This is a genomic window from Nostocoides sp. HKS02, assembly GCF_009707485.1.
GTDB lineage: Bacteria > Actinomycetota > Actinomycetes > Actinomycetales > Dermatophilaceae > Pedococcus.
On sequence record NZ_CP046121.1, the window covers coordinates 3,369,180 to 3,382,849 of the forward strand.

14 protein-coding genes and 1 pseudogene are annotated in these 13,670 nt (G+C 70.4%); 11 read left to right on the forward strand and 4 right to left on the reverse strand.

What is annotated here, in order from left to right:
- The first annotated feature begins 3 nt into the window (after positions 1–3).
- The 5 genes from GKE56_RS16205 to ilvA all read left to right on the forward strand — a co-directional run bounded on the left by GKE56_RS16205 (position 4) and on the right by ilvA (position 5,048).
- Positions 4–1,407: a glutamate mutase L gene (locus GKE56_RS16205; RefSeq protein WP_154685422.1), complete on the forward strand. Its 1,404-nt coding sequence runs from the start codon at positions 4–6 to the stop codon at positions 1,405–1,407.
- Complete coding sequence (locus tag GKE56_RS16210; protein ID WP_154685423.1) at positions 1,404–1,832, forward strand: VOC family protein; 429 nt, start codon at positions 1,404–1,406, stop codon at positions 1,830–1,832. The genes GKE56_RS16205 and GKE56_RS16210 overlap by 4 nt, the downstream gene beginning before the upstream one ends.
- Positions 1,833–1,967: 135 nt before the next feature.
- Positions 1,968–2,933 (forward strand): ATP-binding cassette domain-containing protein, encoded by a 966-nt coding sequence (locus tag GKE56_RS16215; protein WP_154685851.1) that lies wholly within the window; start codon positions 1,968–1,970, stop codon positions 2,931–2,933.
- The gene (locus GKE56_RS16220) at positions 2,930–3,787 is read left to right on the forward strand and encodes an ABC transporter permease (protein ID WP_154685424.1); all 858 of its coding nucleotides are present in this window, start codon (positions 2,930–2,932) and stop codon (positions 3,785–3,787) included. Before GKE56_RS16215 ends, GKE56_RS16220 begins: the two co-directional genes overlap by 4 nt.
- A gap of 13 nt (positions 3,788–3,800) precedes the next feature.
- Positions 3,801–5,048, forward strand: coding sequence for a threonine ammonia-lyase (gene ilvA / locus GKE56_RS16225; RefSeq protein WP_370518423.1), 1,248 nt, complete (start codon positions 3,801–3,803; stop codon positions 5,046–5,048).
- Between the two features lie 69 nt (positions 5,049–5,117).
- Here ilvA and greA read toward each other — a convergent pair whose 3' ends face one another.
- Positions 5,118–5,612: a transcription elongation factor GreA gene (gene greA, locus GKE56_RS16230; protein WP_154685425.1), complete on the reverse strand. Its 495-nt coding sequence runs from the start codon at positions 5,610–5,612 to the stop codon at positions 5,118–5,120.
- A 177-nt stretch (positions 5,613–5,789) separates the two neighbouring features.
- The gene (locus tag GKE56_RS16235; RefSeq protein ID WP_154685426.1) at positions 5,790–6,158 is read right to left on the reverse strand and encodes a DUF4307 domain-containing protein; all 369 of its coding nucleotides are present in this window, start codon (positions 6,156–6,158) and stop codon (positions 5,790–5,792) included.
- A 95-nt stretch (positions 6,159–6,253) separates the two neighbouring features.
- On the opposite strand from GKE56_RS16235, the gene mca reads away from it, so the two are divergent.
- The 3 genes from mca to GKE56_RS16250 are packed head-to-tail and all read left to right on the forward strand — an operon-like array spanning position 6,254 to position 7,837.
- Positions 6,254–7,192, forward strand: coding sequence for a mycothiol conjugate amidase Mca (mca, locus tag GKE56_RS16240; RefSeq protein WP_230209042.1), 939 nt, complete (start codon positions 6,254–6,256; stop codon positions 7,190–7,192).
- Positions 7,189–7,434, forward strand: coding sequence for a hypothetical protein (locus tag GKE56_RS16245; protein ID WP_154685427.1), 246 nt, complete (start codon positions 7,189–7,191; stop codon positions 7,432–7,434). Before mca ends, GKE56_RS16245 begins: the two co-directional genes overlap by 4 nt.
- A gap of 19 nt (positions 7,435–7,453) precedes the next feature.
- Complete coding sequence (locus GKE56_RS16250) at positions 7,454–7,837, forward strand: VOC family protein (protein WP_154685428.1); 384 nt, start codon at positions 7,454–7,456, stop codon at positions 7,835–7,837.
- Between the two features lie 34 nt (positions 7,838–7,871).
- Here GKE56_RS16250 and GKE56_RS16255 read toward each other — a convergent pair whose 3' ends face one another.
- Entirely contained in the window at positions 7,872–8,579 is a 708-nt protein-coding gene (locus GKE56_RS16255) for a hemolysin III family protein (protein WP_154685429.1), read from the reverse strand.
- A 130-nt stretch (positions 8,580–8,709) separates the two neighbouring features.
- On the opposite strand from GKE56_RS16255, the gene GKE56_RS16260 reads away from it, so the two are divergent.
- The 3 genes from GKE56_RS16260 (at position 8,710) to GKE56_RS16975 (ending at position 12,244) form a co-directional block, all read left to right on the forward strand.
- Positions 8,710–9,471, forward strand: coding sequence for an isoprenyl transferase (locus GKE56_RS16260; protein WP_154685430.1), 762 nt, complete (start codon positions 8,710–8,712; stop codon positions 9,469–9,471).
- 421 nt (positions 9,472–9,892) lie between these two features.
- Positions 9,893–11,128 (forward strand): PhoH family protein, encoded by a 1,236-nt coding sequence (locus GKE56_RS16265; RefSeq protein ID WP_230209352.1) that lies wholly within the window; start codon positions 9,893–9,895, stop codon positions 11,126–11,128.
- Positions 11,129–11,494: 366 nt separating this feature from the next.
- Entirely contained in the window at positions 11,495–12,244 is a 750-nt protein-coding gene (locus GKE56_RS16975) for a hypothetical protein (protein ID WP_195908186.1), read from the forward strand.
- Between the two features lie 36 nt (positions 12,245–12,280).
- Here GKE56_RS16975 and GKE56_RS16275 read toward each other — a convergent pair.
- Positions 12,281–13,643 (reverse strand): annotated as a pseudogene (locus GKE56_RS16275) (class II fumarate hydratase).
- Positions 13,644–13,670 lie beyond the last annotated feature (27 nt).

The window sequence follows — 13,670 nt, forward strand, 5'->3', positions numbered from 1 at the left end:
GACGTGGCGCTGCTGCTCTGCGTCGACTTCGGGTCGACGTTCACCAAGGCCGTGCTCGTGGACTCCTCCGGCGCGGTGGTCGCGACCGCGGCGACCCGCACGACCATCGACACCGACGTCCTCGACGGCTACCACGCGCTGTGCCGCGAGCTCGAGCCTCATGGCGAGGTCGAGGAGGTACTCGCCTGCTCCAGCGCCGGCGGCGGACTGCGCCTCGCCGTGGTCGGCTACGAGCGCGACGTCACGGCTCAGGCCGGCCACCGCGTCGGGCTGAGCGCCGGTGCGCGCGTCGTCCACGTGGCCTGCGGGCCGATGTCCGGGCCCGACGTCGCGGCGCTGCGGGCGAGCGAGCCCGATCTCGTCCTGTTGGTCGGCGGCACCGATGGCGGTAACGCGGAGGTGTTGCTGCACAACGCGACTCGCCTGGCGAAGGCTCGGATCGGAGCGCCGGTGGTGGTCGCCGGCAACGTCGAAGCCCGTCCGAAGGTGACCGCCGTGCTTCGATCGACGGGGCGCCACGTCAGCATGGCCGACAACGTGCTGCCCGCCATCGGCGTCATCGCGCCGGAGTCCGCACGCACCGCGATCCGCCACGCCTTCCTCGATCACGTCATCGGCGGCAAGGGGCTGTCCCGCGGCCCGCGGTTCGCGGCGATGGTGCAGGCCCCCACGCCGGATGCCGTCCTCGGCGGCGTCGAAGTGCTGGCCGACCTCATCGACGCCGACGTCATGGTGGTCGACATCGGTGGTGCGACGACCGACGTCTACTCCGCGCTGCGACCGCAGGGCGAGGACGCCGGGTTCGCCAAGGACGTCGTGGCGCCGCTGTGGCAGGCGCGCACGGTCGAGGCCGACCTCGGCATGCGGTGGAACGCCGAGGGCGTCGTCGAGGCGGCTGGGCGTGAGCACCTCCAGGTTCCCGACGGGCTCGAGGCGTATGCCGCGCACGTCGCGGCGCGCCCCGGCCACCTCCCGCTCGACGCGGGTGAGCACGCGTTCGACCTCGCCCTCGCGCGGACGGCGGCGCTCGTCGCGGTCCGCCGCCATGCGCGTCCCCCAGCACAGGGATCCGGGCCCCGCCCGCTCGCGGACGTGCGGCTCGTCATCGGGTCCGGAGGCGTGCTGCGGCACGCATCGCCGCAGGAGCGAGACACCGTGCTCGGCGCAGTGACCACCGACCACGCAGGCGGCTGGAAGGTCCCCCGCGACGCGGTGACGGTCACCGATGCCGCCTACCTGGTCTTCGCGGTCGGGCTGCTCCGCGAGGCCCACCCCGAGGCCTCGCGGAACCTGGCCGCGCACCTCGTCGCGGCGGTCGCGGGGGAGATCGCGGGGGAGGTCCCGGAGGAGGTCTCGGGGAGCGAGCCGGGCCCGTTGTCGGTGGGTGGTCGTAGCGTCGCCCCATGACGCAGACTTCCCGGACGCAGACGCCGACGCTCCGCCCGGTGCTGGACCTCGTGGTCCTCGACTGCCCCGACCCGCGGGCGCTCGGCGCCTTCTACGCCCAGATCCTCGGCTGGTCGGTCGAGGACGAGTCGTCCGACGACTGGGTGACCTTGGTTCCGTCCGGGAGCGAGGGTGAGCCAGGCCGGCGTCCGGGCCTGATCAGCCTGGCGTTCCAGCAGGTCGTGGGCTACCAGCCACCGACCTGGCCGGAGGGGCCACGCCCGCAGCACTTCCACCTCGACTTCACCGTCCCCGACATCGACGCTGCCGAGCCCGCCGTGCTCGCCGCGGGTGCGACGGTGCACGAGCACCAGCCGTCCGAGACCGGCAGCTTCCGGGTCTACCTCGACCCGGCTGGGCATCCGTTCTGTCTGTGCCGCGGGTGACCAGGCGGGTGGGGTCTTGTGCTGCACGCCATACGCGATATAACGTGTTCTAAACGCGATATAACGCGAGATCGAAGGGGAGAAAATGGATCGAACTCGAGCACGCCACCCGCATAGGGTCATCAGGTGACCACCATGGCGATCGAGGCGGAGCACCTCGTCAAGACCTTCGGGGACCAGCGGGCCGTCGACGACGTGAGCTTCTCGGTGCCCCAGGGCACCGTGCTCGGGATGCTCGGTCCCAACGGCGCCGGCAAGACGACAACCGTGCGCATGATGACCACCCTCGCCAGGCCGACCAGTGGTACGGCCCGCGTGGCGGGGCACGACGTGCTGACCGACCCCGATGCCGTGCGACGGTCGATGGGGCTCACCGGTCAGGCGGCCACCGTCGACGAGCTGCTCACCGGTCGCGAGAACCTGCGGCTGATCGGCTCGCTCTACGGACTGTCCCGCTCCTACGTCAAGCAGGCCAGTGAGGACCTGCTCGAGCGCTTCTCGCTGACCGAGGCCGGCAGTCGCGTGGTCAAGACCTACTCCGGCGGCATGCGGCGGCGCCTCGACCTCGCGGTCAGTCTCATCGCCACCCCGCCGGTACTGTTCCTCGACGAGCCGACCACCGGGCTCGACCCACGCAGTCGCGTCGAGCTCTGGGAGGTCCTGCGCGGCCTGGTGAGCGACGGCACCACCCTGCTGCTGACGACCCAGTACCTCGAGGAGGCCGACCAGCTCGCCGACCGGATCGTCGTGATCGACAAGGGCCGCGTCATCGCCGAGGGCACGGCGCTCGAGCTCAAGGACCGCAGTGGCAAGGCCGCGATCGTCCTCACGGTGTCCAAGGCCGAGGACCTCGAGGCGGCCGAGGGGCTGCTGCGCACCCACGTCAGCGAGGTGCACGTCGACGCTGGCGCCCGCCAGCTGACTGCCCCGGCCGACGGGCTGCGCGACATGACCCGCATCGCTGCCGTGTTCGAGGGCAGCCAGATCCAGCTCGACGACCTCGGCCTCAAGCGGCCGAGCCTCGACGACGTCTTCCTCAACCTCACCGGCCACCGGGCCGAACAGGCCGAGGGCAGCGAGCTTCAGGAGAAGGCCTCATGAGCACCGACACCACCGTCCGCGCCACGGCCAGTGGCCTGGCCCGACCCGAGATCCGCCCGACCGGCCTGCTGCGCCAGTCGCTGGCGATCACGCGACGCAACCTGATCCACATCAAGCGGATGCCCGAGATGCTGATGGACGTCACCGTCCAGCCGGTGATGTTCGTGCTGCTGTTCGCGTACGTCTTCGGCGGCTCCATCGCCGTCCACGGCTCCCCGGCGGGTTACCGCGAGTGGCTGATGGCCGGGATCATGGGCCAGACGATCGCCTTCTCCTCGTTCGTCGTGGCGGTCGGGCTCACCGCCGACATCGACAAGGGCATCGTCGACCGCATGCGGTCGCTGCCGATCAACCCCGCAGCCGTGCTGGTCGGCCGGAGCATCTCCAGCCTCATGCACTCGAGCATCGGCATCCTCGTCATGTCCGTCACCGGCCTCTTCGTCGGGTGGCGGGTCCGCGACGGCCTGCCGCATGCGGTCCTGGCCTACCTGCTGTTGCTCATGTGGGGCTTCGCGATGATCTGGGTCGGGATCCTGGTCGGGTCCGCGATGCGCTCGGTCGAGTCGGTCAACGGCCTGATGTTCACCACGATGTTCCCGATCACGTTCCTGGCGAACACGTTCGCGCCGACCGGGAACATGCCGCACTGGCTGCGCGTCATCGCCGAGTGGAACCCCATCTCGTCGCTGGTCCAGGCGGTTCGACAGCTGTGGGGCAACGACCAACCGGTGCCTGCCGACGCCCAGCTGCCGCTGCACCATCCGATCCTGACAACCCTGATCTGGACGGTCGGGCTCACCGTCATCCTCGCGCCACTGGCGATCCGGGCGTTCCAGCGGAGGGTGCACCAGTAGCCGTCGTGGTGCCATGGGCGAGGGACTAGCCTGCGCCCATGGCATCACCGTCGCTGTCCGTTTCCGTCGACGACATCCGCGCTGCGCAAGACCTGCTCAGCGGAGTCGTCCGTCCCACCCCCTCGAGTACAGCCGGGCCCTCGCCGACCGCGTCGGCACCGAGGTCTACCTCAAGTGCGAGAACCTCCAACGCGCTGGCTCCTTCAAGATCCGTGGCGCCTACACCCGCATGGCCCGGCTCTCCGAGGAGGAGAAGGCACGTGGCGTCGTCGCGGCGAGCGCGGGCAACCACGCCCAGGGGGTGGCCCTGGCCGGGCAGCTCCTCGGCATCGACGTCAAGGTCTACATGCCCCATGGCGCGCCGATGCCCAAGCTGACGGCGACCCGGGCCTACGGCGCCACGATCGAGCAGATCGGCACCACGATCGACGAGTGCCTGGTGAAGGCGCGCGAGTGGGAGGCGCAGACGGGAGCCGTGCTGATCCATCCCTTCGACCACGCCGACATCGTCGCGGGCCAGGGCACGGCCGGCCTGGAGATCCTCGACCAGTGCCCCGACGTCAAGACCATCGTCGTGAGCGCGGGCGGCGGCGGACTGCTGTCCGGCATCGCGGTGGCGGTCAAGGCCTCGCGTCCTGATGTCAGGATCGTCGGCGTGCAGGCGGAGCAGGCCGCCGCCTATCCGCTCTCGCTCGCCGCGGGCAAGCCCGTGGCGTTCGAGAACATGCAGACCATGGCTGACGGCATCGCCGTGGGTATGCCGGGCGACGTGCCGTTCGCTCTGGTCCGCGATCTCGTCGACGGCGTCGAGACGGTCAGCGAAGAGGCGCTCTCCCGGGCGCTGTTGTTCCTGCTCGAGCGGGCCAAGCTCGTCGTGGAGCCGGCCGGGGCGGCTGCCGTGGCCCACCTGCTCGAGCGCGCTGGCCAGCGGCTCGAGGGTCCCGTGGTCGCCGTGCTCTCCGGTGGAAACATCGACCCCCTGCTGCTGCTGCGCATCCTGCGGCACGGCATGGCCGCGGCCGGGCGCTACCTGCAGTTCCGGGTGCGGGTGTCCGACCGTCCCGGACACCTGGCCAAGCTGCTGGCCGACTGCGCCGCCGTGGACGCCAACGTCCTCGAGGTCGAGCACATCCGCACCGGCACCACCATCACGGTCGACGAGGTCGAGATCGGCCTGCAGCTCGAGACCCGCGGTCCCCAGCACTGCGAAGAGGTGCTGCGCACCCTCCGCGGCAAGGGGTACCAGCTCAAGTTCAGCTGACTGTCGCGACGACGAAGGGCCGCACCCTCAGGGTGCGGCCCTTCGTCGTCGCGCGCAGGTGCGGCCCGATCAGGGCACGTAGGGCTTCGCGGCCTTCACGGTGACCTTGATGGTCTTGCCGTTGGGCACGTGGTAGGTCGCGGCGTCGCCGATCTTCTTGCCGGCGATGGCCGCGCCCAGCGGGGACTTCTCGCTGTAGACCTCGAGGTCGGAGCCATCGGCGATCTCGCGCGAGCCCAGCAGGAACTCCATCTCGTCGCCGAACATCTCGACCGTGACGACCATGCCCGGGGTGACGACCCCGTTGTCGGCCGGGGCCTCGCCCACGGTGGCGTTCTCGAGCAGCTGGGTCAGCTGGCGGATGCGGGCTTCCATCTTGCCCTGCTCCTCCTTGGCTGCGTGGTAGCCGCCGTTCTCCTTGAGGTCGCCCTCGTCACGGGCCGCCTCGATCTTCTTGGCGATCTCCGTGCGGCCTTCGCCGGAGAGCTGGTCCAGCTCGGCCTTCAGACGGTCGAAGGCCTCCTGGGTCAGATAGCTCGCGGTGGGGGTCGCGGTGTCGCTCACGTCGTACTCCTTGATTGGGTTCCCGGGGGCGCGGGTGCGCCGCAGAGAGGGGTCCTACGCGTAACGGCCCGGACCCTGACACGTTCGCGTGCTCAGGTCCAGACCGCTCGGTGAAAGGACAAGACTACAGCCAGACGCCGGAAACGGTCCATTTCGACCCCGACGACGAGACCCGGTTCAGGGCGTGGGTGAGCAGGTCTCGACGACTCCCGTCACGGCCCGCGAGGCGGTGCGCACGAGCACCTGTCGGTGCACGGAGGGCGCGGCCGTGGCGGGCACGGCGACGTCGACCACGCCCACGACGGCGAAGGTCCGGTCCAGCGCGTGCACCCGGCAGGTGACCGCCTGACCGGACTGGCGGTGGACGTCGAAGTCGACGCGGACCGACCGGTCGTCGATGACCTTGTAGCCGGTGTCGGTCCAGGTGACCTGGCCGAGGGTGTTCGCCAGGCCGAGCCAAGTGGCGAGCGCGACCCCGATCGTGCAGCCGATGATGCCGACGACCCACCACTTCCCGGTGCCGGGGGCGGGGCGGGGGAGTGGCATGACGGAGCCCTTCTGACTGGTGAGAGGATGTCCAACGGCTGGTGTCCGCAGGGACGGACACCCCATTGTCCGTGATGGTGAGAGAGGTTGAGCAGGTGGCTGACCGTTTGCGGCTCATGGCAGTGCACGCGCACCCCGACGACGAGTCGAGCAAGGGGGCGGCGACGATGGCCAAGTACGTCGCCGCAGGGCGCGACGTGCTCGTCGTGTCGTGCACCGGGGGCGAGCGCGGCGACGTCCTCAACCCCCGGCTCAAGGACGACCCGCACATCGCCCGCGACCTGCCCCGGGTGCGGCGCGAGGAGATGCAGCGCGCCCAGGAGATCCTGGGGGTCCAGCACACCTGGCTCGGTTTCGTCGACTCAGGACTGCCTGAGGGCGACCCGCTGCCGCCACTGCCCGACGGGTGCTTCGGGCTCGAGCCGCTCGACGTCACCACCGAGGCGCTGGTCCGCGAGATCCGCCGGTTCCGACCCCACGTGATGACGACCTATGACGAGATCGGTGGTTACCCGCACCCCGACCACATCATGTGCCACCGGGTGTCGATGGCGGCGTTCGATGCCGCGGGTGACCCCGCGGCATACCCCCATGCGGGTGAGCCCTGGCAGCCCTTGAAGATCTACTACCACCAGACCTTCACCAAGGACCGGATCGTCGCCTTCCACGAGGCCCTCACCGCGCTGGGCGAGGAGAGCCCGTATGCCGAGTGGCTCGAGAACTGGGGCGACCGCCCGGCCCGGACCATCACCACGCGCGTCCCGTGCGCCGACTACTTCGACCAACGGGACCAGGCACTGCTCGCCCACGCGACCCAGGTCGACCCCGACGGGCCCTGGTTCAAGGTGCCGCGTGACCTGCAGGCCAAGGCCTGGCCGACGGAGGACTACGAGGCCGCGCTGTCCTACGTCCCGATCGAGCCGGTCGAGGACGACCTGTTCGCGGGCGTCACCGAGGTGGTTGCTGCTGACGCGCTCGCGACCCGCCGGGACCTCGAGATCGCCTATGACGGCCGCAAGGGAGCGACGGTGTGAACGGCGAGCCGTCGACCCTGATCTCGCCCGGTATCTGGGGCTTCCTGGCCTTCTTCGTGCTCGCGGTGGCGCTCTACCTGCTCATGCGCAACATGAACGCCCGGATGCGCCGGATGTCCTACCGGGCCGAGGAGCTTCAGCGCCGGGCCGAAGCCGAGGGCAAGACCGGCACCGAGGCCGACACGCCCGAGGCGGATGACGAGCCGGGGTCGGACGGGCAGACTGGGAACCCCAGCCCGTAGCTCCCAGCAGGAGGTCATCATGAGCGGTCGCATCGTCCACTTCGAGATCCCGTTCGACGACGGTGACCGCGCGCGGGCGTTCTACTCGGGCCTGTTCGGCTGGGACGTGCAGTCCTACCCGGGCATGGATTACACGATGGTCTCCACCGGCCCGACCGGCGACCAGGGGCCGACCGAGCCGGGCTTCATCAACGGTGGGATGGGTCCGCGGGCGGAGGGCTTCGCCACACCGACCGTCGTGATCGATGTCGACGACATCGAGGCGACCCTGACCGAGGTGGAGTCCAAGGGCGGGGCCGTCCTGATGGGCAAGCGGCCCGTCGCCGAGATGGGCTGGACCGCCTACTTCACCGACCCCGAGGGCAACGTCATCGGTCTCTGGGAGACGAACCGCGCGCAGTGAGCCGAGGCCCCGTAGGGCCGGTGGGCGCGGGCCCTCAGCTGATCGGGTGGTGCCCGTACACGGTCATCGACGCGGCGATGTAGTGCACCGTGAAGGCCGCGACGGTGAGCGTGTGGAAGATCTCGTGGAACCCGAACCAGCGCGGTGAGGGGTTCGGCCGCTTGATGCCGTAGACGAGCGCACCGACGGTGTAGAGCAGGCCGCCGACCGCGATCAGGGTGACGATCGCCGGTCCACCGAAGTGCAGCATCGGGCCGAGGTAGAACACCGACACCCAGCCGAGGGCGACGTAGACCGGCGTGTAGAGCCAGCGTGGAGCGCCGACCCAGCACACCCGGAACAGCACGCCGGCCGCCGCGCCGATCCACACGATGAGCAACATCGTGCGGGCATCGTGGGGCGGCAGCAGCAGCGCGAACGGCGTGTACGTGCCGGCGATGATGAGGAAGATGTTCGAGTGGTCCATCCGCTTGAGGATCCCGGCGACCCTCGGTGACCAGTTGCCCCGGTGGTACACGGCGGAGGTGCCGAACAACAGCCACGCGGTGACCGAGAACACGGCTGCGGCGATCCGGCCCGACGTGGTGGGGGCCAGGGCGATGAGGACGATGCCCGCAGCGACGGCGAGGGGGACCATGCCGGCATGCAGCCAGCCACGCAGGTGGGGCTTGACGGCGGCGACGACGGTCTCGATGGGTCCCTGCTCCGAGTGCGGGACGTCAGCTCCGTGGGTCGTGGTCATGCCTCCACTGTAACCTACGGTTCCGTAGGTTACTAGCGCGTAGGTTGTGAGGCTGGCCTCAGCGCATCCGATGGCGGGTTGCCGGTCGATGGGTGCCACGCCGAGCCCGTCTCGGAGGTAGCGTGGTGGCGTGGCTCTCTCCGACGTCCTGTATGCCGCGTACGAGCGGCGTCTCAGCCGCCGGCTCTCCAAGGCCACCCTCCCTCGGCACGTGGGCGTCATGCTCGACGGCAACCGACGGTGGGCGGCTGCGCGGGGCCACGGCACCAAAGAGGGCCACCAGGCCGGCGCCGACAACATCGCGAACTTCCTCGACTGGTGCGAGGAGGCGCGGGTCGAGGTCGTGACCCTCTGGTTGCTGTCCACGGACAACCTGAGCAGGCCCGCCGCCGAGGTCGTCCCGTTGCTGTCGATCATCGAGACCGCGGTGTCGGACCTCGCCCAGACCAAGCGCTGGCGGATCAACCCGGTCGGGTCCCTCGACCTGCTCCCGGCCGAGACCGCGCGCCGGCTCAAAGAGAGCGCTGACCTCACCGAGGACGTCCAGGGCATGACCGTCAACGTGGCCGTGGGCTACGGCGGCCGCCAGGAGATCACCGACGCGGTTCGGTCGATGCTCATGGCTCATGCCGCCCACGGCACGACGATCGAGGAGCTCGCCGAGACGCTGCAGGTCGAGCACATCGCCGAGCACCTCTACACCAAGGGCCAGCCCGACCCCGACCTGGTGATCCGCACCTCGGGCGAGCAGCGGCTGTCCGGGTTCCTGCTGTGGCAGAGCGCGCACAGTGAGTTCTACTTCTGCGAGGCCTACTGGCCCGACTTCCGGCACGTCGACTTCCTCCGGGCGTTGCGCGCGTACTCCGACCGCAACCGGCGCTTCGGGAGCTAGCTCCGACCAGGGGCTCGCGGGCGGTAGCCGACGGCGCGGCATACGTCCTCCTGAGACGGGCATCCGACGGACGGGTGAACTCTCGGCGACACACCGCGAGGTTGCCTACGGCGACGCCAGCGGGGTCGTACCGTCGGCAGTGACGTGGAGCGCCCGCCCCGCGTTCGGGAGGCCCACCTGATGGAGCGATTCGAGCTCCGAGCGGAGGGCCGGCACCGGTCCCACCGCATGGTGGCCTGGTCCCGGCACCTCGGTCGCGAGTAGGCGCACTGCGCCGGGCTACGGCGCGCTGTGCCAAGGAGAGACATTGGCCTCGAACGCTTCGAACAGGGTCCCCGCACGACGCACCCGCACCGCCGCGCCAGATGGCCGGCGGACCTTCGTCCTCGACACCTCGGTCCTGCTGTCGGACCCCCGCGCGATGCTGCGGTTCAAAGAGCATGAAGTCGTCCTCCCGGTCGTCGTGGTCACCGAGCTCGAGGCGAAACGACACCACCCCGAGCTCGGGTACTTCGCGCGCCAGGCCTTGCGCCTGCTCGACGACCTGCGGATCCGTGAGGGGCGTCTGGACGCGCCCGTACCGGTGAGCGAGGACGGCGGCACGCTGCGGGTGGAGCTCAACCACACCGACCCGAGCTCGTTGCCGGCTGGTTTCCGGCTGGGCGACAACGACACCCGCATCCTCGCGGTGGCGAAGAACCTCGCCAGCGAGGGCTTCGAGGTCACCGTGGTCAGCAAGGACCTGCCGATGCGGGTCAAGGCCTCGGCGGTCGGCCTCGACGCGGAGGAGTACCGCGCCGAGCTCGCCGTCGACAGCGGCTGGACCGGCATGGCCGAGCTCGACGTCACCGTCGCCGAGATGGACGCGCTCTACGAGAACGGCCGCCTCGAGAGCGCCGCCGCCGCCGAGATGCCCTGCCACACCGGGCTGGTCCTGCTCTCGCCGCGGGGAAGCGGTCTGGGGCGGGTCGGTGCCGACAAGCAGGTGCGGCTGGTGCGGGGTGACCGCGACGCGTTCGGGCTGCACGGGCGCAGCGCCGAGCAGCGGATCGCCCTCGACATCCTCCTCGACCCCGACGTGGGCATCATCTCCCTCGGTGGCCGCGCAGGCACCGGCAAGTCCGCGCTCGCCCTGTGCGCCGGCATCGAAGCGGTCATGGAGCGACGCCAGCAGCGCAAGGTCGTCGTCTTCCGGCCGCTGTATGCCGTGGGCGGCCAGGAGCTCGGGTACCTGCCGGGCAGCGAGTCCGAGAAGATGGGCCCCTGGGCCCAGGCCGTCTTCGACACCCTCGGGGCGCTGGTCTCCCACGAGGTCGTCGAGGAGATCATGGACCGCGGCATGCTCGAGGTCCTGCCGCTCACCCACATCCGCGGACGCTCCCTGCACGACGCGTTCGTGATCGTCGACGAGGCCCAGAGCCTCGAGCGGAACGTCCTGCTGACCGTGCTGTCGCGCATCGGCCAGAACTCTCGGGTGGTGCTCACCCACGACGTCGCCCAGCGCGACAACCTCCGGGTCGGCCGGCACGACGGGGTCGCCGCCGTGATCGAGGCCCTCAAGGGGCACCCGCTGTTCGCCCACGTGACGCTCACCCGCAGCGAGCGCAGCCCCATTGCCGCGCTCGTCACCGACCTGCTCGAGGGCCTGGAGGTCTGAGGGTGCGCCCGGTCTGAGCCGGGTCGCCCCGTCTGCGCATACACCCGTCCCACTGCGCCCCGAGCCGCTCTCGGCGCAGTGGGACGGGCGTATGCGCAGACGCCTGCGTGCGCCCCCGAGAGCGGTGGGCGCCAGAACCGGGTCATCCAAAAGGACGAGATATTCGCCTCATTCGTCACACCAGTCACATCCGGGCCGGACGAATTGGAGATATGCCCCAGGCCTGGGGTAAGGTCTCGGTTTCATAACGTGCCGGATCGCAGATGTCCCTGGGCGACTTGGCCACCTCGCAGGACCCCATTGCAGGACCCATCCGGCACCGATTGAGGCCACCATCTGGTGGCCTTTCCCTTGGAGGACCACCGTATGAGCCAGCCCTACCAGGGTCGACACCGCCAGGTGAAGACCTCCGGCAGGACCGCCTCCCACGGCTCAGGTCTCACCCGGGCCATCCGCCGCCCCGCCGTGACCTCGAGCCTGCTGCTGGCCGTCATCGCGACGACCGCGGCCGGCTACCAGGCCGCCGACAAGCGCCAGACCGGTTCCGCCGCCTTCACGGTGAGCACCGAGGCCATCGCCCAGGCGAACGAGCTGTCCGACGCCCAGATCGAGGACACGGCCCGTCTGGCCGCCGACCGCAACGCGGTCAACTCGAGCCTCGCCGCCTCCCAGGAGAAGGACCGTCAGGCCGCCGTCGCCGCAGCAGCCCTGGCCGACAAGGCCCGCCGCGAGGCCTCCGACAAGGCCGCCCGCGACAAGGCCCGGCTGGCCCTCGAGGCCAAGAAGCAGGCCCTGCTCACCAACGCCCAGAGCGACCCCCGCGCCGCCGCTCGGGCGCTGCTCTCGGAGTTCGGGTTCGATGACAGCCAGTGGGGCTGCCTCGACAACCTCTGGATGGGCGAGAGCGGCTGGAACTACAGCGCCAGCAACTCCGGCTCGGGCGCCTATGGCATTCCCCAGTCGCTGCCCGGCTCGAAGATGGCCAGCGTCGGCGCCGACTGGCAGACCAACCCGGTGACCCAGATCCGCTGGGGTCTGCAGTACATCAAGTCGTCGTACGGCACTCCCTGTGGCGCCTGGGACCAGTGGCAGAGCCGCTCGCCCCACTGGTACTGAGTTCGGCGAGCTCCACGAATCCCGACGCCGGCCGCGCTACCGAGGCGGCCGGGTCATCGCCAGCACATCGAGGGCGTCGTCGAGCTGCTCCTGGGTGAGCTCGCCCGCGGCGACGTGGCCGCGCTCGATCACGATGTCGCGGATCGGGCGCCGCTCCTTGATCGACTGCTTGGCCACCGCCGCGGCGGCCTCGTAGCCGATGTAGCGGTTCAGCGGCGTGACGATCGACGGTGACCCTTGTGCCAGCTCCAGGGCCCGCTCACGGTCGGCTTCGATCCCGGCCACGCAGCGGTCGGCGAGCAGCCGCGAGGTCGTGGACAACAGGCGAGCCGACTCCAGGATGGTGCGCGCCATCACCGGCAGCATGACGTTGAGCTCGAAGGCTCCGGAGGCGCCGGCCATCGTGATCGTCAGGTCGTTGCCGATGACCTGGGCGCACGCCATGAGGGTCGCCTCGGGGATGACCGGGTTGACCTTGCCGGGCATGATGCTCGAGCCGGGCTGGAGGTCGGGCAGGTGGATCTCGCCCAGGCCAGAGCGCGGACCGGAGGACATCCAGCGCAGGTCGTTGCAGATCTTGGTGAGGCTCACCGCCACCACCCGCAGCGCGCCGCTCAGCTCGACCACGGCGTCTTGGGCCGACTGCGCCTCGAAGTGGTCCTGAGCCTCCCGGAAGGTGACCCCGGTGCGTTCGGTGACGCGCTCGATCACGGCGGCGGCGAACCCGGGGGGCCGCGTTGAGGCCGGTGCCGGCCGCCGTCCCGCCGAGCGGGAGCTCGGCCGTGGCCTGGGCGGCGACGAGCACCCGTTCCGCGCCGAGCTCGACCTGACGGGCGTAGCCGCCGAACTCCTGACCCAAGGTGACCGGCACGGCATCCATGAGGTGCGTGCGGCCCGCCTTCACCACCGTCGCGAACTCGGACTCCTTGGCCCGCAAGGCCTGCGCGAGGTGGACCAGGCTCGGCGCGAGGTCGCGGTGCACGGCGAGGGTCGCGGCGATGCGCAACGCGCTCGGGAAGGTGTCGTTGCTGGACTGGCCGGCGTTGACGTGGTCGTTCGGGTGGACCGCCTCGCCGGTCGCGAGGTGCGCCAACCGTGCGAGGACCTCGTTGACGTTCATGTTGGTGGAGGTGCCCGACCCGGTCTGGAAGACGTCGACAGGGAACTGGTCGTCATGCTCGCCGTCGGCCACGGCGCGGGCAGCGACCCCGATGGCCTGGGCGCGGGCGGCGTCGACCACCCCCAGCTCGGCGTTGACCTCGGCAGCCGCGCCCTTGAGCAGGGCCAGGGCATGGATCACCCCGGACGGCACCCGTTCGCCCGAGATCGGGAAGTTCTCGACGGCGCGCGCCGTCTGCGCGCCCCAGAGCGCGTCGGCCGGCACCTCGACGTCGCCCATCGAGTCGTGCTCGGTACGCGTCGGGGC

Bases quoted from the DNA above. Each gene is read 5' to 3' on its own strand.
- GKE56_RS16215 (WP_154685851.1), top strand. From the start codon at position 1,968: ATGGCGATCGAGGCGGAGCACCTCGTCAAGACCTTCGGGGACCAGCGG.
- GKE56_RS16250 (WP_154685428.1), top strand. From the start codon at position 7,454: ATGAGCGGTCGCATCGTCCACTTCGAGATCCCGTTCGACGACGGTGAC.
- GKE56_RS16220 (WP_154685424.1), top strand. From the start codon at position 2,930: ATGAGCACCGACACCACCGTCCGCGCCACGGCCAGTGGCCTGGCCCGA.
- GKE56_RS16210 (WP_154685423.1), top strand. From the start codon at position 1,404: ATGACGCAGACTTCCCGGACGCAGACGCCGACGCTCCGCCCGGTGCTG.
- GKE56_RS16255 (WP_154685429.1), bottom strand. From the start codon at position 8,579: ATGACCACGACCCACGGAGCTGACGTCCCGCACTCGGAGCAGGGACCC.
- GKE56_RS16975 (WP_195908186.1), top strand. From the start codon at position 11,495: ATGAGCCAGCCCTACCAGGGTCGACACCGCCAGGTGAAGACCTCCGGC.
- ilvA (WP_370518423.1), top strand. From the start codon at position 3,801: ATGGGCGAGGGACTAGCCTGCGCCCATGGCATCACCGTCGCTGTCCGT.
- GKE56_RS16235 (WP_154685426.1), bottom strand. From the start codon at position 6,158: ATGCCACTCCCCCGCCCCGCCCCCGGCACCGGGAAGTGGTGGGTCGTC.
- GKE56_RS16265 (WP_230209352.1), top strand. From the start codon at position 9,893: ATGCTGCGGTTCAAAGAGCATGAAGTCGTCCTCCCGGTCGTCGTGGTC.